This window comes from Amycolatopsis roodepoortensis (genome assembly GCF_014873915.1).
GTDB lineage: Bacteria > Actinomycetota > Actinomycetes > Mycobacteriales > Pseudonocardiaceae > Amycolatopsis > Amycolatopsis roodepoortensis.
The window spans coordinates 517,703-538,089 of sequence record NZ_JADBEJ010000008.1 but is presented as its reverse complement, the minus strand read 5'-3'; the positions used below and the strand labels follow the sequence as shown (position 1 = coordinate 538,089).

20 protein-coding genes are annotated in these 20,387 nt (G+C 68.8%); 8 read left to right on the top strand and 12 right to left on the bottom strand.

Annotation, left to right across the window (positions count from 1 at the left end):
* Nucleotides 1–184: 184 nt before the first annotated feature.
* From H4W30_RS40185 to H4W30_RS40170, 4 genes are all read right to left on the bottom strand, one after another.
* Nucleotides 185–1,648: a hypothetical protein gene (locus H4W30_RS40185; RefSeq protein ID WP_192747504.1), complete on the bottom strand. Its 1,464-nt coding sequence runs from the start codon at nt 1,646–1,648 to the stop codon at nt 185–187.
* A 12-nt stretch (nt 1,649–1,660) separates the two neighbouring features.
* The gene (locus H4W30_RS40180) at nt 1,661–2,209 is read right to left on the bottom strand and encodes a DUF3558 family protein (RefSeq protein WP_192747503.1); all 549 of its coding nucleotides are present in this window, start codon (nt 2,207–2,209) and stop codon (nt 1,661–1,663) included.
* Between the two features lie 6 nt (nt 2,210–2,215).
* Nucleotides 2,216–2,692, bottom strand: a complete 477-nt coding sequence (locus H4W30_RS40175) for a hypothetical protein (protein ID WP_225950806.1) — start codon at nt 2,690–2,692, stop codon at nt 2,216–2,218.
* A gap of 145 nt (nt 2,693–2,837) precedes the next feature.
* Nucleotides 2,838–3,602: an ESX secretion-associated protein EspG gene (locus H4W30_RS40170; protein WP_192747501.1), complete on the bottom strand. Its 765-nt coding sequence runs from the start codon at nt 3,600–3,602 to the stop codon at nt 2,838–2,840.
* 114 nt (nt 3,603–3,716) lie between these two features.
* Here H4W30_RS40170 and H4W30_RS40165 point away from each other — a divergent pair, with 114 nt between their 5' ends.
* Nucleotides 3,717–3,959 carry a hypothetical protein gene (locus H4W30_RS40165; protein ID WP_192747500.1) on the top strand — a complete coding sequence of 81 codons (243 nt, stop codon included), beginning with the start codon at nt 3,717–3,719 and terminating at the stop codon, nt 3,957–3,959.
* Here H4W30_RS40165 and H4W30_RS40160 read toward each other — a convergent pair.
* The 3 genes from H4W30_RS40160 to H4W30_RS40150 all read right to left on the bottom strand — a co-directional run bounded on the left by H4W30_RS40160 (nt 3,956) and on the right by H4W30_RS40150 (nt 7,656).
* Nucleotides 3,956–4,978 carry an acyl-CoA dehydrogenase family protein gene (locus tag H4W30_RS40160; RefSeq protein WP_192747499.1) on the bottom strand — a complete coding sequence of 341 codons (1,023 nt, stop codon included), beginning with the start codon at nt 4,976–4,978 and terminating at the stop codon, nt 3,956–3,958. The genes H4W30_RS40165 and H4W30_RS40160 overlap by 4 nt on opposite strands.
* 263 nt (nt 4,979–5,241) lie before the next feature.
* Entirely contained in the window at nt 5,242–7,167 is a 1,926-nt protein-coding gene (locus tag H4W30_RS40155) for a glycosyltransferase (RefSeq protein WP_192747498.1), read from the bottom strand.
* A 6-nt stretch (nt 7,168–7,173) separates the two neighbouring features.
* Nucleotides 7,174–7,656 (bottom strand): GtrA family protein, encoded by a 483-nt coding sequence (locus tag H4W30_RS40150; RefSeq protein ID WP_192747497.1) that lies wholly within the window; start codon nt 7,654–7,656, stop codon nt 7,174–7,176.
* A gap of 101 nt (nt 7,657–7,757) precedes the next feature.
* Here H4W30_RS40150 and H4W30_RS40145 point away from each other — a divergent pair, with 101 nt between their 5' ends.
* From H4W30_RS40145 to H4W30_RS40120, 6 genes are all read left to right on the top strand, one after another.
* Nucleotides 7,758–9,128, top strand: coding sequence for an FAD-binding oxidoreductase (locus tag H4W30_RS40145; RefSeq protein ID WP_126732429.1), 1,371 nt, complete (start codon nt 7,758–7,760; stop codon nt 9,126–9,128).
* On the top strand, nt 9,125–9,880 hold the full coding sequence (locus H4W30_RS40140) for a decaprenylphospho-beta-D-erythro-pentofuranosid-2-ulose 2-reductase (protein ID WP_192747496.1): 756 nt from the start codon (nt 9,125–9,127) through the stop codon (nt 9,878–9,880). The genes H4W30_RS40145 and H4W30_RS40140 overlap by 4 nt, the downstream gene beginning before the upstream one ends.
* A gap of 71 nt (nt 9,881–9,951) precedes the next feature.
* On the top strand, nt 9,952–10,437 hold the full coding sequence (locus H4W30_RS40135; RefSeq protein ID WP_192747495.1) for a YbaB/EbfC family nucleoid-associated protein: 486 nt from the start codon (nt 9,952–9,954) through the stop codon (nt 10,435–10,437).
* Entirely contained in the window at nt 10,434–11,924 is a 1,491-nt protein-coding gene (locus tag H4W30_RS40130) for a WXG100 family type VII secretion target (protein WP_192747494.1), read from the top strand. Before H4W30_RS40135 ends, H4W30_RS40130 begins: the two co-directional genes overlap by 4 nt.
* Nucleotides 11,921–12,607, top strand: a complete 687-nt coding sequence (locus H4W30_RS40125; protein ID WP_192747493.1) for a hypothetical protein — start codon at nt 11,921–11,923, stop codon at nt 12,605–12,607. Before H4W30_RS40130 ends, H4W30_RS40125 begins: the two co-directional genes overlap by 4 nt.
* A complete protein-coding gene (locus tag H4W30_RS40120) occupies nt 12,607–13,200 on the top strand; it encodes a hypothetical protein (RefSeq protein WP_192747492.1) in 594 nt (197 codons plus the stop codon). Before H4W30_RS40125 ends, H4W30_RS40120 begins: the two co-directional genes overlap by 1 nt.
* A 183-nt stretch (nt 13,201–13,383) precedes the next feature.
* Here H4W30_RS40120 and H4W30_RS40115 read toward each other — a convergent pair whose 3' ends face one another.
* From H4W30_RS40115 to glf, 5 genes are all read right to left on the bottom strand, one after another.
* Nucleotides 13,384–14,889: a DUF2029 domain-containing protein gene (locus tag H4W30_RS40115; RefSeq protein WP_192747491.1), complete on the bottom strand. Its 1,506-nt coding sequence runs from the start codon at nt 14,887–14,889 to the stop codon at nt 13,384–13,386.
* A gap of 38 nt (nt 14,890–14,927) precedes the next feature.
* Nucleotides 14,928–15,284, bottom strand: coding sequence for a hypothetical protein (locus H4W30_RS40110; protein ID WP_192747490.1), 357 nt, complete (start codon nt 15,282–15,284; stop codon nt 14,928–14,930).
* A gap of 98 nt (nt 15,285–15,382) precedes the next feature.
* Nucleotides 15,383–16,342, bottom strand: coding sequence for a decaprenyl-phosphate phosphoribosyltransferase (locus tag H4W30_RS40105; protein WP_192747489.1), 960 nt, complete (start codon nt 16,340–16,342; stop codon nt 15,383–15,385).
* A complete protein-coding gene (locus H4W30_RS40100) occupies nt 16,339–16,854 on the bottom strand; it encodes a phosphatase PAP2 family protein (RefSeq protein ID WP_072029247.1) in 516 nt (171 codons plus the stop codon). Before H4W30_RS40100 ends, H4W30_RS40105 begins: the two co-directional genes overlap by 4 nt.
* Nucleotides 16,847–18,073 (bottom strand): UDP-galactopyranose mutase, encoded by a 1,227-nt coding sequence (gene glf / locus H4W30_RS40095; protein WP_192747488.1) that lies wholly within the window; start codon nt 18,071–18,073, stop codon nt 16,847–16,849. The genes H4W30_RS40100 and glf overlap by 8 nt, the downstream gene beginning before the upstream one ends.
* Before the next feature lie 81 nt (nt 18,074–18,154).
* On the opposite strand from glf, the gene H4W30_RS40090 reads away from it, so the two are divergent.
* Nucleotides 18,155–20,164 (top strand): DUF6541 family protein, encoded by a 2,010-nt coding sequence (locus tag H4W30_RS40090; protein ID WP_192747487.1) that lies wholly within the window; start codon nt 18,155–18,157, stop codon nt 20,162–20,164.
* The last annotated feature ends 223 nt before the right edge of the window (nt 20,165–20,387 follow it).

Here is a 20,387-nt window from a genome sequence, read left to right as displayed (position 1 = left end):
TTGCCATCGGCCGTTCGACGAAATCTCGTACAGCTTTCCCGTCGGCTCGGTGCGCCCGGCCGGCGGTGACCTCCTTGACCGCGGTCTTACCCGTGGCCGGGTCCGTCGCGTCGAACCAGTCACTTTTTCCCGAAACACGAATGGCCTCCTCGCCCGTGGGCAAGGAGGCCATTCGCCGGAAGAGCTACTCGCCGATGACCGGCGGAGCGGTGCGCATGTCGGTCCCGAAGACCTCGTCCGGGTCGCCCTCGACGAGGTACGTCGGACGCTGGTGCTCGGTGTCCTCGTCTCCGTCCGCGTGCTGACCGCGGCCGCCCATGCCGCCGCCCATACCCGGCCCGCCGCGACCGGCGGCGCCACCGCCGAGACCGCCCATACCGCGGCCTGCCGCCGCTTCGGCGGCACCGATACCACCGGGGCGGGCCGCGCCGGACGCGGAGCCCGAACCGGGCGTGGAGCCCCCGGCTCCGCCACCGGGACCGAACCCGCTTCCGCCGCCACCACGAGCGCTGCGGCTGTTGTGCTCCGCGTCGCCGAATCCGCCGCCCATCATCGGCGGCGCCATCGGCATGGGGCTGATCGGCATCGAGGTGTTGTTGTTCGGGCCGGGACCGGTGATCGGCGCCGGCGTGTTCTGGAAGCCGGACGGCGTCGTCCCCGACGGGAGGCTGCCGGATCCCGTGCTGCTGCCGGGGCCGGGGAGGTTGGTCGAGCCGAGACCGCCACCGCCGCCTCCACCACCGCCGTTACCTCCGCTGCGGCCGCCGGGCGGGATGTAGGTGTTGCCGGGGTTGTTGGGGCCGGGCGTGTTCGAGCCGGGCGGAATCTGATAGATACCGGGCTTGCCGGGGTCGTCGCCGCCACCACCCGCACCGAACTTCGGCGGCTCGGCGAAGGCCGGCTGCTTCGACGCGGCGTCGTACAGCGCCTTGTCGTAGCTGTGCATGGCCGAGGCCGCCTCGGTGTGCGCCTCCTGGCTGTCCTTCTGCTTCTGGATGGACTTGTCGATGTTCTCGCCGAGGTTGAACGGGTTCGACGTCATCCACCCCCCGACCTCGTCCTTCCAGCTGAAGGGGATCGGTTTGGGCATCGTGTTCTTCACGGTGGAAGCCGCGTTGCCCTGGTCGTAGATCGTCTCGGAAGCGAGCTTCGCGTTCTGGGAGTTGGTCTCGGACCATTTGCTGAGGCTCTTGAAGTAGCCCTGCGCGTTGCCCGCCGCGTCGCCTTCCCAGGTGCCCTGCGACGCAGTGACGGCCTGGTCCATGGTCTTCGAGAAGGTTTCGAAGGCCTTGGACAGGTCGTGGTACGCCGTGGAGACCTGGGTGACCTGCTCGACGTTCAGGTCCGTGTTGACGAACTGTTCGAGCCGCTCGTGGTCGTAGCCCTGGTAGTCCGCGTTCGACGGCTCCAGGCCCTCGACGTACTGGACGTCGCCGTTCCTGGTCAGCTGGTCGACGTTCTTGTCGCCGACCTCCTGCGACTGCTGATTGGCCTTCCCGGAGGCGATGAACCGGTTGACCGCGCCGAACAGCCAGCCGTCACTGGGGTCGACGCCCTCCTGCGCCTTCTGCTGGAAGTACGCGTCGCGAGCCGCCGGCGAAAGGTCGGAGACCTGCTTCTCGGTCAGGTTCGGTGTCTTGGTGGTCATCCTGGTTCCCCCTTAGCCCTTCGGAAGCTTCGGTTCGACGATGTCGGCGACCTTCTCGGCGATCCCGCACGCCTTCTGGGCGTCGTCGGCCGCGACGAGGAGATCGACCCGCGCGGACGGGCCGAGTTCGAGCGCCATCAGGCACCCGCCCGGCGGCCGGGGCGCGAGGACAGCCTTGCGTCCGTTGACGTTGCCGGTGGTCTTGCCGTTGCCGGAGTCGCTCACCGAGTCGAGACCCTGTGCGTCACGGACGCCGACACCGATCGAGAGGGTCTCCGAGACCGTCGCGGCCTCCTTGTTCAGCGTGCAGAGCCGGGCCCCGCCCGCGGATTCGTTCGTCGGCGGCTTGAAAGTCCCGTAGGACGCCAGGTCCGCCGCGGTGACGAGCGAACACGGGTCGATCGACGCGGTGTCCCCGCCGGAGGTGGGCGCGGCGCTGGAAGCGCTCGACTGCGCCGGAGGAGCCGATGGCGCGGGACTGGCGCTGCCCGGCTTTTCGCTGGAGCACGCGGCCAGTACCAGGGCGGCCGCGGCGAGCGGCAGCACGCAGAGTTTCTTCATCGTCCCTCAGGCCTGAATCTTCTTGGTGGCGTCGATCGCGCGGTCTTCGACGTCCTTGTACAGTCCGGCGGCCCTGGCCAGCGCCTCGTCGGCGTCCTTGACCACCTGCTCGAACTGCCCGATGATCGCGTTCGCGGAGTTCGCGGACTGGGCCGCGCCCTTGTGGTCGTGGGCGGCGACAGCCTTGCCGTACGGGTGACCGCCGAGCTGCGGGGCCTCGTTCAGCGCCATGGTCTTGGTCTTCAGCGCCTTGAGCTCTTCCGACATGTTCGCGAGCGCTTCACGCATCGGCTTGACGCCTTCGGCGGTGATCTTGAAGCCGCCGCTCTTGGCGGCCGAGACCAGCTTCTGGGTCTCGGCGCTCACCTTGGCGATCGCGGCCTGGTTCAGGCCGCCCGCCTCCACGTACTTGGCCGCCGCCCCCATGGCGGAGCCGATCGAGAAGTCCGGTGCCGCCTGTCCGCCGTCCGCTTCGAAAGCCATCGCCCGCCCCACTGCATCGTCTGCTCGCCCGTGCGTTCCGCCCGGAAGTCTACTAGCCGGGCACTCAGCGCAACGGTGATTCCCGGATCACCGGAGATCTCACCGGAACTGTGACGAAACGGGCGTCACGCCGGTTCCCGTAGGTTCAGAACTGGCCTTCGAGCTGGGCATACAGCTGCTGGGCGATCCTCGCGTTGTCGGCGGGCGCGTAGGTCAGCCAGCTTTGCCCGTCGGACGCCTGGCGCGAAGTCATCATGAACCGGCCCGCCTCGGTGTCGAACCACGCCAGCGGCGGGAAGACCTGGCCGCCGCGGATGAACACGCTGAACTGGCCCACGCGCTTCATCGGCTTCTCGAAGATCCGCTCCACCTGCCGCTGCTGCGGGTTCGACCCGTGGGACCGGGGCCCGCTGACCTGGGCGAAGGGGTCGTACACGTCATCGTTCCGGTGGCGTTTCGGCGCGCTCGCCGGCTTCGCGATGGTGACCGACTGGCCGGGGCCCGACGGGGTGAGCGGCAGGAGGTCGACGATCGACGCGACGATCGCGGTCGGCCTGGTCTCCTCGAACACGAGCAGGTTCTCGTCCTGGCGCGCGAGGACCGCGAACTGCCCGTTCGTCGCCGCCCGCGCGAACAGCTGCTTGTCCTTGTCCAGCTGCGCGACCGTCCAGACCGCGAGCTGCGGGTTGGCGAACGTGGCGAGCGCGAGTTCGACGTCGGCGTCGAGCCTGCCGCCGCGCATCATGCCGCGGCCTTCGAGGTCGCGGAAGACGGCCTCGCGCACCATCGCGCGCTGATCGGTCGTCGTGCCGATGTGCGGGACCTCGAACGGGACCGGCGCCGGACCGAACCGGCCGTGTTCGAGCAGGATGTCCACCGCCGCCAGCGACAACGAGAACGAATGCGGCATCGCCATTTCCCCCCGCGGGTGTCTTGTCCGTCGGGATGAACGTAGTCCACACACCCGATACGCCCGCAGCGAACCCGCTTGCCCGGCCGTGATCACGGCTGGTGCCATGGATTCATGGCAGACCAGAAACCCGCGCTCGTCCTCCATCTCGCCGCCGGCGGCGAGCCGCTGCTCTTCGCGCTCACGGCGGAGGAAACCGAACGGCTGACCAAGGATCTCTCGCATTTCGTCCGCACCGGCGCGGTGCAGACGGTCAAGACGAGGGACGACTCCGAGGTCGCGATCAACTTCTCCCACGTCGCCGCCGCCTACATCGACGACCTGAACCGCAAGACGAGGGTGTTCGGGCTGCACTAGTCCCGGGAGAAGAGCTCCAGCAGGCCCGATTTGATCTCCGGTCGGCTGGCGGCGACCAGCAGGAAGGTGGCTTCCCGGACGAGCCGCTGGGGGTGCCGTCCGACGAGTACCGACGTGCTGCCGTTGGCCGCGACCAGCGCGCCCGCGGCCCGGAACGCGAGCTCCGCGCCCGCCGCCCTCGCCGCGGGCAGCGACGGCGGATCGGCGAGCGCCGCGTCGAGCCTGCCGCGGACGGCGTCGATCTCGGCCCGGATCCCGGCGGCGACGTCGGCCTTCCCGAGGTCTTCGATGAGTCGTGCGGCGCGGGCGGCGAGGCCGAGGGGCGCGCAGCCGTTGAGGCGGGAGGCGAAGGTGTTGCCCGCGACGAAGTCCGCGTGCGGGGTCTTCGCGTAGACGCGGTCGTCGGGGAGGAAGTAGCGGGTGAAGCCGAGGTGCACGGTGGACGTGCCCTGCGCCGCGACGAGGTCGAGCGGCTGGACCTCCAGCTGCTCCCCCGCGACCGGATCGATGATCGCGCCGACGACGGTGTCGCCGTCGCGAGCACTGAGCTGGAGCACGTCGATGATGCCCCAGCCGCTGACGAAGGGCGCTTCGCCGTCGAGGAGGTAGCCGCCGTCGACGCGTTCCGCCCGCAGTTTGGGCGGGGTCGGGATCACCGCGGCGAACGCGGCGCCGGCCTTGAGCTCCCCGCTGATCAGCGACGGGAGGTAGCGATCGCGCAGTTCGGCGTTGTCGGCCGCGCCGGCGGCGGTCAGGGCCGCGACCAGGCCGTGGTGCTGGAGCCAGGTGAACGTCGTGGTGAGGCAGCCGCCCGCCAGCGTCTCGAGGATCTGGACGATCTCCGGGAGGCCCGCACCCGGACCGCCGGCTTCTGTGGGCGCCGCCAGGCCGTAGAGGCCTTCGGCGGCGAGAGCGTCGAAGTGACTTGAAGGGATCTCGCCCTTGAGGTCGACTTCGGTGGCTGCGGGGAAGAGGAGATCATCGGCGAGGGCGTGGGCTCGGGCGACCAGATCCGTCATACGGGTAAGGCTACCCTTACTTGACCTGTTGTGGGTCTAGCGCCGCTAGGAAAGCTAGCGGTACTAAAGGTCCCTTGCTCCCCTTTCGGGACGGCAGGCGCGGCGGGCGAGGGGGTTGCGAAAGCCACTTTCGCAACGTTGAAGGTTGCGAAAGTGGCTTTCGCAACCCGCCGACGGCAGGTGACCAGAGCCGACCGAAGCGAAAAGGCCCTTCACCGCGTCGCATGCGGTGAAGGGCCCTTTCAGCTCACGTCAGGTAGCGCCTACAGCTTGTAGAGGCGCTTCCAGTTGTCCCGCGAGGTCAGCTCGGGCATGGCGCGCTTGTACTGCTCCTGCACCGCCGCGCCTTCCTTACGGAGCCGCTGGATCACCTTCGCGCCCCGGCGCGCCAGGTCGAACATCTTCGCGCGGTCGTACGAGCGGACCCGCACGCCTTCCTGCGAAGCGTCGGTGACGACGGCCGTGTCGAAGGTCGCGACGTGCCACCAGTGGGCCTCGTCGATCGGGATCGCGCCGAGCGAGTGACGGCTGCGGCCGAGCACCCGGTCGAGGATCCGCTTGATCAGCACCAGGCGCTGCATGCTGGGCCGCGGCGCGCTGTTGATGATGCCGATGTCGTTCGACGCGATACCCGGGACGTCGGTGGCCTTGTGGCGCTTGGTCTCGGGGTACTCGTCGCGGATCCGGCGGATCTCCTTCATCGCGGCGACGCCGCCGTCACGCAGGACCTCCGGCCCCTCGAGGAAGTCCTCGACGGCCTTGATCAGCGTGGCGGACAGGCCGTACTGCATGCCGAGCAGGTACCGGACCAGCTGCGCGATGAGCACGCGCGAGAGCAGGTTCAGGTTGAACGGCGAGTGCAGCGCGGCGGTGATGATCGAGTTCCGCAGGTTGAAGTAGCGGTGCCACTCGTCCCAGTCCTTCCAGTGGAAGTCGGCGTGCCAGACGCCGGCGCCCGGAAGGGTGACGGTCGGGAAGCCGGCTCCGCGCGCGCGGTAGCTGTACTCCGCGTCGTCCCACTGGAAGAAGAACGGCAGCGGGTAGCCCGTGGCCTTGACGACCTCGTACGGGATCAGGCACGACCACCAGCCGTTGTACCCGGCGTCGAGGCGGCGTTCCTGGCGGTTCGGCTTGAGGGTCTCCTCGTCGACGCCGAGCAGGTCGGCGGTCGAGAGCGAGTGCGTCACCGGCTGGCCGGGCTCCAGCGTGTTCAGCCGGGCGTATTCGGCGCCGACGTGCAGCTGGTTCGGGTGCAGCAGGTTCAGCATCTGCCCGCCGACGATGACCGGGTTGACCGTGCGGTTGGAGAAGGCGGTCATCCGGATCACCAGATCCGGCTCCAGCAGCACGTCGTCGTCCATGAACAGGACGTTCGCGTGCTCGGTCTCGGTGTGCCCGGCGACCTCGTAGAGGCCGCGGGTGAACCCGCCGGCGCCGCCGAGGTTCGGCTGCTTGATGTAGTGCAGCTTCTCGCCGAGGTCCTTCGCGACCTGCTCGAAGCCGTCACGCGACTCGACGAGGTCGGTGCCCTGGTCGGCGACGTAGATCGCGTCGAGCGTCTCCAGCGAGGAGACGTCGGCGGCGAGCGCCTGCAGGTTCGACAGGCAGTCGTCGGCGCGGTTCATCGTGCAGATGGTCACCGCGGTCGGGCGGATCTTCTCCGGCGCTTCGACCGTCCAGCGGACCTTCTCGACACTCAGCGACTGGCCGCCCTCGGTCTCGAGGTCGAGCCAGAGCGCGCCGCCGTCGTAGAACTTGTCGAGCTTCGCGGTGAGCGTCACCTTCTGCTGCTTCGCGCCCGAGACGATCTCGGCGGCGACCACGCGGGGGTCGCCCTCGATGTCGGAGGCACCGACGGACAGCTGGCCGTCACCGGAGACGACGGCCTCGACCTGGACCTCGGTCACGTCGGTCCAGCGCTGCCAGTAGCTGGCGGGGAAACGGCCGAAATAGGTGTTGCCGGACACCTTCGACGCCGGCTCGATGGTGATGCCCGCACGCTCGCGCACGGCACTACCCCATTGGAGCTCGGCGTAGAGGTCTTTGCTGACGATGGGGGCCGGGCCGGCATAGAGCCCGCGCTGCGCGGTGAGACGGCCCTGCGGGGTGCGTTCCGCGAAGCGGGTGTCGTCGACAGTGCTCACCATGGCGCTCGGGGCCTCTCCGGTGACGGCGGCTTTACCGGGCATGAATCCTCAGTTCTCCTCTTTGCTGGTGGCGATGGCGCGGGGCTCACGGAAGACGACCCACTTGAGCATGACGAAATTGATCATGGTCGCGGTTGCCTGCGAAACGACCCAACCGAAAGTGGCCTTCCAGGCCGACTCCGGCAGGACGTGCAGCATCGTGCGGTTGACGCCGACGGCGACGAGGAACGTCACCGCGTACAGGAGCACGAAGCTACCGATCTGACGCGCGCCCTCCTGGCGTCCACCGGCGAAGGTGAACTTGCGGTTCAGGAAGAAGGCGGTCGTGGTGCCCACGATGAAGCTGAGCGCGCGGGCGATGTCCACCCACGGCGTCGCATCCATTCCGAGGGCGCGAAGCCCCTGGTAGACACCGAAATCGACCAGGGCGCAGAAGCCGCCGATGAGGCCGAAGCGGATGAGCTGCCCGAGCAGCCCAGGAGAGGACGGCGCTGCTGCCGTCACGCCGGCTTTCGGGTCGGTCGCCACCACTGCTCTACCTCATAAACTGCTGGGGCTGGTGCGCAAAGTGTAGAAGCGAGCACTTCAGGGTCACGTTCCGGGCATTGTTCGGCGTGGTTACCCTGGTCGGCGTGACCCAAGCACCCAAGACACAGCGGCAGTCGCTCATGGGCTGGGCAAGGACGTCGCCGAGTATCGCGGACGTCCTGAGCACCCCCGACGTGGAAGCCATCGCCCGCGCGGTGACGCGGGCCGGGGAACGCGGGGTCATCGCGCGTGGTCTCGGCCGCTCGTACGGCGACCCGGCGCAGAACGCGGGCGGCCTGGTCGTCGACATGACCGCGCTCGACCGCATCCACTCGATCGACCCGGATTCCGGCATCGTCGACCTCGACGCCGGCGTCAGCCTCGACAAGCTGATGCGCGAGGGCCTCCCGTACGGCCTGTGGGTGCCGGTGCTGCCGGGTACGCGCCAGGTCACCATCGGCGGCGCGATCGCCAACGACATCCACGGCAAGAACCACCACTCGGCGGGCAGCTTCGGCAACCACGTGGTGTCGATGGACCTGATCACCGCCGACGGCCAGGTGCGCACGCTCACGCCGGAGGGCCCCGACGCGGAGCTGTTCTGGGCGACCGTGGCCGGTATCGGCCTGACGGGCATCATCGTCCGCGCCAAGATCCGGATGACGAAGACCGAGACGGCCTACTTCAAGGCCGACATCCAGCGCACGGCGAACCTCGACGAGACGCTGGCGCTGGTCACCGACGGCTCCGAGGCCAACTACACGTACTCGTCCGGCTGGTTCGACTCGATCTCCCGGGGCGCGAAGCTCGGCCGCGCCGCCTTCCAGCGCGGCTCGCTCGCGAAGCTGGACGAACTGCCGCCCAAGCTGCGGGCCGACCCGCTCAAGTTCAACCCGGGCACGCTGGCCACCCTGCCGGACGTGTTCCCGAACGGGCTGGCGAACAAGCTGTCGTTCACCGCGATCGGCGAGCTGTACTACCGCAAGACCGCGAAGAACGCGCGCGACCAGATCCAGAGCCTGACCGCCTTCTATCACCCGCTCGACCTGTTCGGCGAGTGGAACCGCGCTTACGGCTCCAAGGGTTTCCTGCAGTACCAGTTCAGCACGCCGTTGAACGCGCACGAGCCGCTGCGCCGGATCATCCAGAAGGTCGCCGACTCCGGGCACGTGTCGTTCCTCAACGTGTTCAAGCAGATGGGCGAGGGCAACGCGGCGCCGCTGTCGTTCCCGCACCCCGGCTGGATGGTCTGCCTCGACTTCCCGATCAAGGACGGGCTGAGCCGGTTCTGCCAGGAACTCGACGAGGACGTCCTCGCGCTCGGCGGCCGTCTGTACACGGCGAAGGACTCGCGCACCTCCGCGGAGAACTTCGCGAAGATGTACCCGCGGCTCGAAGAATGGCGCAAGGTCCGCGCCTCCGTTGACCCCGAAGGCGTTTTCGCCTCTGACATGTCCCGAAGGTTGGAACTGTGATCGACGCTGTGGGCAACCCCCAGTCCCTGCTGCTGCTCGGCGGCACCTCCGACATCGCGCTCGCGATCGCGGAGAAGTACCTGGCCGAGAAGCCGCTTCGGGTCGTGCTGGCCGGACGGCAGTCGCCCCGGCTCGACGCGGCCGCGCAGCGCCTGAAGGACAAGGGCGCCGAAGTGTCCACTGTGGACTTCGACGCCAAGGCCCTGGACACCCACCCCGCCGTGCTGGACAAGGCCTTCGAAGGTGGCGACATCGACGTCACCGTCGTGGCGTTCGGCCTGCTCGGTGACCAGGAAGAGCTGTGGCAGGACCACGCGAAGGCCGTCGAGGCGGCGACCGTGAACTACACGTCCGCGGTGTCCGTCGGGGTCGCGCTGTCGAACAAGCTCAAGAAGCAGGGCCACGGCAAGGTCATCGCGCTGTCGTCGGTCGCCGGTGAGCGGGTCCGCCGGTCGAACTTCGTCTACGGCTCCTCCAAGGCCGGTTTCGACGGCTTCTATCTTGGCCTCGGCGAGGCGCTGGCCGAGTTCGGCGTGCGGATCACCGTCGTCCGCTCCGGCCAGGTCCGGACCAAGATGACCGAGGGCCTCAAGGACGCCCCGCTGACGGTCGACGTCGAGCAGGTCGCCGAGACCGCGGTCGCCGCCTCGCGCGCCGGCAAGGAACTGGTGTGGTCGCCCGCGCCGTTCCGCCTGGTCATGTCCGCCCTGCGGCACATCCCCCGGCCGATCTTCCGGAAACTGCCGATCTAGGGAACGAGCGCGTTACGCCATTCGTCTCACCCGGGCACGGACGTCCTCCGTCCCCGGGTTGAGAGGAATCGATGGCTGACCAGGAAGCCAGGCTCGACGCGGCCATCCGGTCGTTTCAGGAGCAGGCCGCCAAAGCAGCGGAACTGAAGGACAAGATCGCCGGGCTGCGCGGATCCGCGCGCAACGCCGACGGCTCGGTGACGGTGACCGTCGCCCCGTCCGGCGCCCTGCTGGGACTCCAGCTGTCCCCCAAGGCGATGAACCGCACGCACACCGCGCTGCAGCAGGAGATCCTCACCGCGGTCAGAGAAGCGACCCAGCAGGCCGCGGCCGCGATGCAGCAGACCGTCCAGCCGATCCTCGGCGATCGCGCGGACCAGTTCAAAGAGGCGTTCAACGCCCACGTCGAACCGCTCGGGCCGAGCACTCCCCCGCCCGCGGAATCCCTCGCCGGACCGGCCGCGCAGCAGCCCGTCCGCACCCAGCGCCCGGCGCGCCCCGCTCCCGCGGACGATGACGACTTCGGTGGCCCGATCCTGCGGAGGGACTCGTTTTGACCGGCTTCGGCGTACAGACGGAAGCGCTCACCGCGCACGCGACGGGGTCCAAAGAGGCCTCGGGGAACTTCGGCAGCCTCGCGAGCCTGCTGGAGCAGGCGAGGGTCTCGGACGACTGCTTCGGCCCGCTCGGCGAACTGATGGCCTTCAAGTACTTCGAGGGGCTGCAGGAATGCCAGGGCCTCGCCGAGCAGGCGAAGTCCTTCATGGACCAGATCGCCGACAAGACCACCACCGCGGCGAAGACCTATCTCGACCACAACCAGGGCACCGCCGAGGTCATCACCGGCCTCGGCGCGGGGCTGGACGACGGCGGCAGCGGCCCCGGCAGCCTGAGCGACCTCAACAGCGCCGGCGACTCCGGCCGCAAGGGATTCCTGGAGCAGAACGGCGGCTATGGCAGCTCGTGGATCAGCACGTCCTCGGAGGTCGCCAGGGCGAGCAGCCCGCCGGACGTCGCGATCGCGGCCGTGCACGCGCGGATGGAACAGCTCCAGCTCGTGACCAGCCCCGGGCAGTCCTTTGTGGACAACGGGCTGGGGTTCCTGATCGGGATCGTGATCAGCCCGCTGGTCGAGCTGGTGCTGGAGCCCGCGATCGGTGACCCCGAGCAGATGCGCAGCACTGCCAAGGGCTGGGAGCAGACGGCGAAATGGCTCGACGGCGTCGCCGAGCACGAGCAGAAGCGCGCCGAAGGCACCACGGAAGCGTGGAAAGGCCAGGCGGGCGACGCGTTCCGCGGCCAGATGACCGAGTTCTCGGGCGGCGCCAAGGCGTTCGCGAACGACGTCCGCGGGCTGCAGCAGATCCTGGAGATCGCGGCCGACCTGTTCGACGCCTTCGTCGAGATCGTCATCGACATCATCCAGGAACTGGTGATGGGCCTGATCATCGAGTGGCTGGCCGCGCTGGCCGCCTCGTGGATCACGGCGGGCGCCTCGGTCGGCGCGGCGGGTGCGGCGACGGCGGGCCAGGTCGCGGTGACCGGCGGACGGCTCGGGATGAAGGTCAAGCAGCTGCTCGGCAAGCTCAAGCCGTTGATCGACAAGCTCGAAGACATCCTGAAGGCGCTTCGCAACGGGCCGCTGAAGAAGGTCGTCGAGCGCACCGAAGGGCTGCGCGACGGCAACTGGGTGCAGAAGCGGATCGCCGACCAGATCGACAAGAACCCCATCGCCAAGATCGTCACCAAGGCCAACCCGGCGACCGGGGCCTCCAAGACGGCCAACCGGTTCGCGGACCGGTACGGCGTCGGCGGCGAGGGCTCGGACGCGCTGACCACGAACCTCACCGAGGCCGGGCTGCGCGCGATGGGCATGACCGGCACGACCAGCGTCGGCAAGGCCGCTTTCCGCGGCAGTGCCGGTAATCTGGCCGAACTGGGCGTCGAGCAGGGCGTCAAGGCGGGCTACCACGAGTCGCAGGACTCGTCGTCCGAGGAAGAGCGCCGCGCGGCGACCGACAGAGGGTTCACGATCGAAGAATGAATCTCGGCTACCCGCTCGGGGCCGCGTCGCAGGCCCTGCCTTCGCTGCACCCGGGCGAACGGTTGCTGTGGGCCGCGTACGGCCGGACGCTGAACTACGACGTGCGCGGCCTCGACCCGTGGGGGGTGCCGAAGAAGAGCGTGCTGGGCAAGATCGGCTCCGGCGCGGCGAACTTCGCGGGCGACGTGGTCGGCGCGGCACTGGGCGGGGGCGACGACAGCGGCCGCTCGAACCCGCCGTCGCCGCAGGTGGTCGTGCTCGGCGAACAGGGCGGCCTCGCGCACGCGGCGGTGCGGGAGCTGCCCACCAGCGGCTCGCTCTCGCGGCTTTGGGCGCTGACCAGCGCGCGGCTGCTGGTGCTGGAGAAGTTCGTCGCCCCGGAAACGCCCTCGAAGAAGTCGTTCATGTCGAAGGCGATCGGGTTCGGCAAGGACATCGCCTCGATCATGACCACGAAGACCTACGGCGAGAACGCCGAGGGCGTCCCGATCGCGCGGCACGAGATGGTGCCGTGTGCCGAGATCCCGCGCGAGGCGATCGCCGGTTTCGCGGTGGCCGAACACGGCAAGAAGAAGCACCCGTGTCTTCGAGCGTCCTTTGTGGACGGCTCGGGGATGGATTTCCTGTTCGGCTGCGAGGATCCCGGGCAGTTCGCCTGGCTGTACTCGGTGACGGTGAGCTGATGGAGAACACGCTTCCGATGGCGAAGTCCGTCGACGAGATCGTCGAACGGGAACTGCACCAGTTCTGGCTCGCGCCCGGCGAGCGGCTGGTCATCGGCTGCCCGCCCGCACACGGGTACACCGGCCTGCTGCTGGACGGCAAGCTCTCGCTGCCGTATGAGCCGTCGCGGGAAACCCCTGCGGTGACCGGGAAAACGCGGTGGCCGCTACCCGCGTCCGACGTGCTCGAAGGCGACTGGACCGACGACCCGACGATCGCCTACTGGGCCGTCGCGCGGACCGCGGATCAGACCGCCGCGCGGCTCGCGGACCATCTCGCCGGCGGTAAGGGCGAGGCGCGGCTGACGCTGTCCGACCGGCGGCTGGCCGTCGTGTACCCGGCGAAGATGCTGGAGGGAGAGGATCCCGCCCAGCCGTTCCGGACCTTCGAGGAGATGCCGTCGGGAGTGGTGCGTTCGGTGTCCGCGCTCTACGTGGGGCGGAGTTTCCCGCCGCGGCCGGTGCTTCAGTTCATCTTCGCCGACGGGTCCGTGGTCTGCCAACGGGACATGCTGGCCGTCACGAAGGCCGACCGCGCCCGTTCCCGCCGCTGACCCCTCACGCGCCGTGTCGTCCACTCAATCACACGTGTCGTCCGTCTGATCACACGTGTCGTCCATCCCAGCACGCGTGTCGTCCGCCTGATCCTCGGCGGCAGAGGGTGGTTCACGTGACTGGAGGGACGACACGCGTGATTGAACGGACGACACGTGTGATCAGACGGACGACACGCCAGGTCACCGGGCCGGGAGGAGGTACAGGCTCTGGGTGCCCATCCAGGGCGAGTTGATCGTCCAGGTCGCCAGCGCGTTCGGCGGCGGCGCCTTCCGGGTGGTGGCCAGCACGAGATCCGGGGTCGCGGGCGGGACGCTGTGGTCGAAGAACCGGAAGTTCGCCGCCAGCAGCGCCTTGCCCAGATCGCTGCTGCGGTTCTTCGTCTCGACTATCGCCGGGTCGACGGAGCCGCGGTCGGAGAACTGGTCGACGATGTCGCAATCGCAGGAGTACGCGAGCGCGCCGACCTCGCCCGCGCTCTCCACCTTGCGCCCCTTGGTCAGTTCGCCCAGTTGCGCGCCGATCGCGCGGTATTCGTCGGACGCGGCGTGATTGCTGGTGATGGGCGCGAACCGGCGCGGCAGTTCAGGAGCCGCGTAGACGACGGCGCTCACGAGGACGAACGCACCCGCGAGGATCCCCGCGCCGAGCCGCGCCCGGCCGGGTACCGCGCAGGCCGCGGCGGCGAGGAAGATCGTCGCGCCGATGATGCTCGGCGCGTAATACCAGTGGTACGGCGGGACGTTCAGCCAGCAATAGGCCAGATAGTGCGCCGCACCGGCGATCGCGAGCGTGCCGAACGGCAGCAGCCGCTTCGCCCGCTCCGAACCGCGCCGGAAGTGGAATGTCCACAGTAGACCGGCGAGCCCGCCGATCACGAGCGGCAGGAAGGAAAGCGTCGCCGCCACCGGGAAGTTGTGCAGGTACAACAGCGGGCCGTTGGTGAAACTGAACGGTCCCCACGAGCGCTGCATGATCTTGATGACCAGGGTGTCCGGCACCGCCGAACCCAGCACCAGCCAGCTGAACAGGTACCACGGCAGCGTCACCGCGAGCGCGGCGAACGCCGTCCGCCAGATACCCGCCCAGAATTCGCGGCGCCCGAGGAACAGGACGAACGCGATCAGCAGCAGATCGATCCGGATCAACGCGATCAGGCCGATCACCGCGCCCGCGGCGGCGGGACGGCGTTCGTGCAGGAACACCATCGACCAGACGACGGCGGTCGCGCCGAGGGCGACTTCCAGCCCGACCGACGACAGCAGCAGCGGATTCACCAGCAGCATGCCCAGCGCCAGCGGGGCGAACCAGCCGGGAAGACCGGTCGCGGCGCCGATGCGGCGCAGGCCGAGGACGAGCGCCACCTGGCTCGCGACGAAGACGATCCCCGCGGCGAACACGGCGTCCCGCACGATGAAGGTGACGAGCGCCAGCACGAGGACGTTCAGCGGCGACGTCGCGGTGTTGGCGGTGCCCTCTTCGATCAGGCCCCAGTGGCCGTGGAAGGCGAGGTTCTTCGCGTACGAGAGCGTGATGTACGTGTCGTCGATCAAATGCCCGCTGACCAGCACGAACACCACGGCCGAAGCGACCGCCGCCCCGGCTGGGAGCACCCAGGGGCGGGTAAGGACGGCGGCTCCCGGCAGCGCACCGGGAGCCTGGGGCAGATCGGCGGAGGCGCTTCGCATCACGAACACCGTACACGGCGGCGTGATGATTCCGTTATCTACCTGCCGTGGGACTCGTCACGCCAGCCGCGGTCGCCGGGGCCGTCACGGAAGTCACGGTGCATGCCGGGACCGCCGTGACCACGATGGTCGCGGGAGAAACCGGGCCGGTCACCGTCGCGGGAGGCCAGGCCGACGGCGGTGCCGATGATGCCGCCGCCGAGGACGAAGCCGAGGGCGCCGACCGCGACCAGCTGCGTCGCGCGGTGCCCGGCGAACCGGCGGAATCCGCCCTTCTTCGGCGGGGCCTGCGGCGCCGGCGGAGGCGCGGCGGGCTGCTTCGCGGTTTCGTCCGCCACTGAAGGCTGCTCGACCGTCTTGTCCTCGTCTTCGGACGGCCGCTGCGGGTCGCTCATCTTTCGCTCCTCAAGGTGATGGGGGCGGGCTGCTTGCCCGCCCCCATCACCGAGGATGCGTGCGCTTCCTATGGATGCGCTGTGCGTGAGCTGTCGAATCAGAGATAGAACGACAGGAACAACGTGACGACCCAGCTCGCGCCGAGCACCTGGAGCACGCGGTCCTTGAGCGCGATCTCCTCCGGCTCGCCCGCGTTGCCGCCGTCGACGTCGACGGCGTACCGCAGGACGGCCACCACGAACGGGACCATCGAGACGACCGCCCACACCGAGTTGTGCTCGACCTGGCGGATCTCGAACGCCCACAGGCAGTACGACATGATCAGGATCGCCGCGGACGTCGCCCAGACGAACCGCAGGTAGCTCGCCGAGTACTTCTTGAGCGAAGACCGGATCTTCGCGCCCGTGCGCTCGAAGAGCATGATCTCGGCGTAGCGCTTGCCCGCCACCATGAACAGCGAGCCGAACGCGGTGACCAGCAGGAACCACTGCGAAAGCGCGATACCCGCGGCGACACCGCCCGCGATCGACCGCATCAGGAAGCCCGAGCCGACGATGGCCAGATCGACCACCGGCTGGTGCTTGAGCCCGAAGCAATAGCCGAGCTGGACGGCCTCGTAGACCGCCAGCACGACCGCGAGCTGCCAGCTGGCGAAGAACGAGATGCCGAGGCCCGCCGCGAAGAACACGGCGGCCGCGACGAACGCCACCGGCACCGGCACGATCCCGGCCGCGATGGGCCGGTTCCGCTTGGTCGGATGCGCCCGGTCGGCCTCGACGTCGATCGCGTCGTTGATGAGATAGACCGAGGAGGCCACCAGCGAGAACGCCGCGAAGGCGATCAGCGCGGCGATCAGCAGGCCGGTCCGGTCCGTCGACTTCGAAAAGGCGAAGAACGGTGCGGCGAACACCAGCACGTTCTTCACCCACTGACGCGGGCGTGCCGTCTTGATGATGCCACCGACGAGACCGCCGGCGACCTTCTTCGGTTCGGCGGCCTCGGCCACGGGTTCTACGTCGTCAGGCTTGGAATCGGCCTTCTCGGTCGTTTCACTCATCGTCGCTTCAGCTTCCTACGTATCAAGCCGCCGACTACGCCCCCAAGGGCCGCTCCGGCCAGAACGTCGGTCGGGTAGTGGACGCCGAGCACGAGCCGGGAGGCCAGCATCGGCGGTACCAGGGCCGGGACCAGGTTACGCCCGGTCAATCCGGAGTAGAGCACCGCCGCCGCCGTAGTCGATGTCGCGTGCGAGGACGGGAAGCTCAGCTTGCTCGGCGTGGAGACCAGGACCTCGACGCTCGGGTGGTCCGGTCGCGGCCGCCTGACCACGCGTTTCACCGCGATCGACGCGGCGTGCGCGCCGACGACCCCGGCCGCCGCGACCAGCCAGTCCTTGCGGCGCTTCTTGTCGACCGCCGCCCCGACGAGACCCAGCGCGAACCATCCCGCGCTGTGCTCGCCGAAGTGCGAAAGACCCCGAGCCGCCTTCACCGTGACGTCGCTCTTCAGGACGCCCTGAGCCTTCGCGAGAACAGCCACCTCACCGGTGGGAACGCCCTTCTCAAGCATCGAGGGACCCGTCGAGAGGCGCGCCATCGGTCAGGTGCGGCGCGATCTTGTTGTCGAAGACGGACAGCGCCGAGCCGATGGCCATGTGCATGTCGAGGTACTTGTAGGTACCGAGACGGCCGCCGAACAGCACGTTCTTGTTCTTGGCCTCGGCCTTCGCCAGCTCGCGGTAGGCCTCGAGCTTCTCGCGGTTCTCCGGGGTGTTGATCGGGTAGTACGGCTCGTCGGCCTCGCCGGCGAACCGGGAGTACTCGCGGAACACGACCGTCTTGTCGTTCGGGTAGTGCTTGCGCTCCGGGTGGAAGTGCCGGAACTCGATGATCCGGGTGTAGGGCACTTCTTCGTCGTTGTAGTTGACGACCGAGGCGCCCTGGAAGTCGCCGGTCTCGACGACCTCGGATTCGAAGTCCACCGTGCGCCAGGTGAACCGGCCCGCGGAGTAGTCGAAGTAGCGGTCCAGCGGCCCGGTGTAGACGGTCGGGGTGCCGGCGGGGATGTGCTCGCGGACGTCGAAGTAGTCGACGTTCAACCGCACCTCGATGTTCTCGTGCTCGGCCATCTTCTCGAGCCACGCGGTGTAGCCGTCGACCGGCAGGCCCTCGTAGGTGTCGTTGAAGTACCGGTTGTCGAAGGTGTAGCGGACCGGGAGCCGGGTGATGATGTCGGCGCCCAGGTTCTTCGGGTCGTTCTCCCACTGCTTGGCCGTGTAGCCGCGGATGAACGCCTCGTAGAGCGGACGGCCGATCAGCGAGATCGCCTTCTCTTCGAGGTTCTGCGCGTTCGCGGTCTCGAACTCCGACGCCTGCTTGGCGATCAGCTCGCGGGCCTCGTCCGGCGTGTGCGACTTGCCGAAGAACTGGTTGATCAGCGCCAGGTTCATCGGCAGCGGGTACACCTGACCCTGGTACTTGCCGAACACGCGGTGCTGGTAGTTCGTGAACTCGGTGAAGCGGTTGACGTACTCCCACACACGCTTGTTGGAGGTGTGGAACAGGTGCGCACCGTAACGGTGCACCTCGATCCCGGTCTCCGGCTCGGCCTCGGAGTAGGCGTTACCACCGATGTGGTGCCGCCGCTCCAGCACGAGGACCTTCTTGCCGAGCTCGGCCGCGGCCCGCTCGGCGACGGTCAGCCCGAAGAATCCGGAGCCGACCACGATGAGGTCGTAGCCGGTGTAATCGGCTTCAGTAATCTTGTCGGGGTTCGTGTGCGCGCTCACGGGCGTCGAGGGTACGCACGTCGACTCCGAGCCCTGCAGCGAGCATCGGTTTTCACCTTCGACACACACACTTAGGAAGCAGTGCCTACTCCGGACACCTTCTGGTCCTACTTCGGTGCGACCCTGACCTACCTGGCCGTCCTGGCGATCCCCGGCGGGCTCGTCGGCCGGGCCGCGGGCCTGCGCGGCTGGGCCCTGGCGGGCCTGGCCCCACTGCTGTCCTACACGGTAACCGGACTGGCCGGTCCGTGGCTGGCACTCGCGGGTGTGTCGTACAACCCGCTGACCGTGGCGGCCGTCACGGTCGTGCTCGCCGGGATCGGTTTCGGCCTGCGGAGGCTGGGGCAGGCACGCGGCTGGATCAAGCCGGGCGCCGAGGAGCCGCCGACGAAGTGGCACCCGCGCGCGCACTACGCCGTCGCCGCCTGCGTCGCGCTGGCCGTGGGGATCTCGATCCTCGTCGTGCTCTCGGCCCGCGGCGGGACGACGGCGGTGTTCCAGCGCTGGGACACCGTCTTCCACGCGAACGGCATCCGCTACATCGCCGAGACCGGCGACGGCTCGCTGACCGGTATGGGCACCATCAACTGGTACCCGGACGGCTCGTTCTACCCGAACGCGTATCACCTGGTCGGCTCGCTCGTGTACTCGATCTCGGGCACGACGATCCCGGTCACGCTGAACGCCATCACCATGCCGGTCGCCGGCGTGTTCGCACTGTCGATGGTCGCCCTGATCCGCCAGCTCGGCGGGCGGGCGGTGTTCGCGGGCTGCACGGCCCTCGTGGCCGCCGCGGCCACCACCGGCGCGTACGAGTCGGTGTCCAGCGGGCTCCTGCCGTTCGCGCTGGGGATCGTGCTGACGCCGCTGGCCGTCGTCGCGCTGGCCCGCTTCCTCGCGCGGCCCGGCCTCGACACCGGCTACGTGCTCGCACTGACCGCGGTCGGCCTGCTTGCCGCGCACTCGTCGGCACTGTTCGGCGCGCTGCTGTTCGCGTTCCCGCTGGTGGTGCAGCGCTGGTACCGCGCGCTGCGGCACAAGCCGCTCGACGGGGTGCCCGAAGGCCGTGGCGGCTGGCGGGTGATCGGCGGCGACGTCGTCAAGATGGTGCCGGTGATGGTGGGCAGCGGGCTGCTCGCGGCGCCGCACATCCTCGGCGCCCTGAAATTCACTTCGGGTTCATACCCTTATTACGCGTGGGGCTCCGACCTGCCGGTGGTGAAGTCGCTGGGCCTGCTCGTGACGTTCCGGCAGGTGCTGAGCGCCCCGCAGGTGTGGCTGACGGTGCTGCTGGTGATCGGTGTGCTGAGCCTGTTCCGGCTCGGCCGGATGCGCTGGCTGGGGCTCTCGGCGATCGGCTTCTCGGCGCTGTTCGTGCTGGTCGCCTCGTTCGGCGCCGAACCGTGGGTGATCTCGCTGTCGCGGCCGTGGTGGAACGACCGGTACCGCCTGATGGCGCTCGCCGCGATCCCGCTGTGCCTGCTGGCCGGGCACGGGATGGCGGAGCTGCAGCGCTGGTTCGCGAAGTGGGCGAGCGGGCGCTCCTGGGTGAAGAGCCGCCCCGCGCTGCCCGCCCGGCTGGGGCTGGCGACCGCCGTGTTCGTCGTGGCCGCGTCGGCCGTGCTGACCAAGGGTTTCTACACGGAGTCGAACGCGCACGCGGTGTCGTTCCTGTACTACAACGGGCCCGAGGGCGAGGTCACGCCGCCGGTCAGCGCCGACGAACTGGCCGCGATGAACGAGCTGACCAAGATGAACATCGGGCCGGACGAGAAGGTGCTCAACGAGCGCTTCGACGGGACGGCCTGGCTGTACGCGATCACCGGCATCCACCCGGTCGCCGGGCACTACGACCCGGGCGTGCCGCCGCCGGACGCCAAGTACCTGGCGCTGCATTTCCGGGAGTACGACACCGACCCCGAGGTGCGGGCCGCGGTGCGGCGGCTGAACATCAAGCACGTGCTGATCGGGAGCACGCCGATCAAGATCGGCGAACCGCCGGCGCCGGGCCTGCGGGACCTGGACGGGCTGGACTTCCTGCGGAAGGACTTCAGCAACGCGGGTGCCTCGATCTACACGCTGACGCGCTGACGGCCTCGTGAGTGGTAAGGACGGTTCTAACCGTCCTTACCACTCACGAGGGAAAGGCTCGCGTGGTCGCGGACTGCCCCTGCCGCGACCACGCGAGCCTCAGTCCCCCATTCACCCCCGGGGTGACCCATGAGGGGCAGCCGTCGTCGGCCACACCCACTCGCTGTACTTGTCCTTCAGACGACCGCTAGGCGGAACCGGTTTACCCGGCCCGCCAACGTCA

What these genes read in the sequence shown, in the direction of transcription:
- H4W30_RS40185 (WP_192747504.1), bottom strand. Translation starts at nt 1,648, where the DNA reads ATGACCACCAAGACACCGAACCTGACCGAGAAGCAGGTCTCCGACCTT.
- H4W30_RS40180 (WP_192747503.1), bottom strand. Translation starts at nt 2,209, where the DNA reads ATGAAGAAACTCTGCGTGCTGCCGCTCGCCGCGGCCGCCCTGGTACTG.
- H4W30_RS40175 (WP_225950806.1), bottom strand. Translation starts at nt 2,692, where the DNA reads ATGGCTTTCGAAGCGGACGGCGGACAGGCGGCACCGGACTTCTCGATC.
- H4W30_RS40170 (WP_192747501.1), bottom strand. Translation starts at nt 3,602, where the DNA reads ATGCCGCATTCGTTCTCGTTGTCGCTGGCGGCGGTGGACATCCTGCTC.
- H4W30_RS40165 (WP_192747500.1), top strand. Translation starts at nt 3,717, where the DNA reads ATGGCAGACCAGAAACCCGCGCTCGTCCTCCATCTCGCCGCCGGCGGC.
- H4W30_RS40160 (WP_192747499.1), bottom strand. Translation starts at nt 4,978, where the DNA reads ATGACGGATCTGGTCGCCCGAGCCCACGCCCTCGCCGATGATCTCCTC.
- H4W30_RS40155 (WP_192747498.1), bottom strand. Translation starts at nt 7,167, where the DNA reads ATGCCCGGTAAAGCCGCCGTCACCGGAGAGGCCCCGAGCGCCATGGTG.
- H4W30_RS40135 (WP_192747495.1), top strand. Translation starts at nt 9,952, where the DNA reads ATGGCTGACCAGGAAGCCAGGCTCGACGCGGCCATCCGGTCGTTTCAG.
- H4W30_RS40125 (WP_192747493.1), top strand. Translation starts at nt 11,921, where the DNA reads ATGAATCTCGGCTACCCGCTCGGGGCCGCGTCGCAGGCCCTGCCTTCG.
- H4W30_RS40120 (WP_192747492.1), top strand. Translation starts at nt 12,607, where the DNA reads ATGGAGAACACGCTTCCGATGGCGAAGTCCGTCGACGAGATCGTCGAA.
- H4W30_RS40115 (WP_192747491.1), bottom strand. Translation starts at nt 14,889, where the DNA reads ATGCGAAGCGCCTCCGCCGATCTGCCCCAGGCTCCCGGTGCGCTGCCG.
- H4W30_RS40110 (WP_192747490.1), bottom strand. Translation starts at nt 15,284, where the DNA reads ATGAGCGACCCGCAGCGGCCGTCCGAAGACGAGGACAAGACGGTCGAG.
- H4W30_RS40105 (WP_192747489.1), bottom strand. Translation starts at nt 16,342, where the DNA reads ATGAGTGAAACGACCGAGAAGGCCGATTCCAAGCCTGACGACGTAGAA.
- H4W30_RS40100 (WP_072029247.1), bottom strand. Translation starts at nt 16,854, where the DNA reads ATGCTTGAGAAGGGCGTTCCCACCGGTGAGGTGGCTGTTCTCGCGAAG.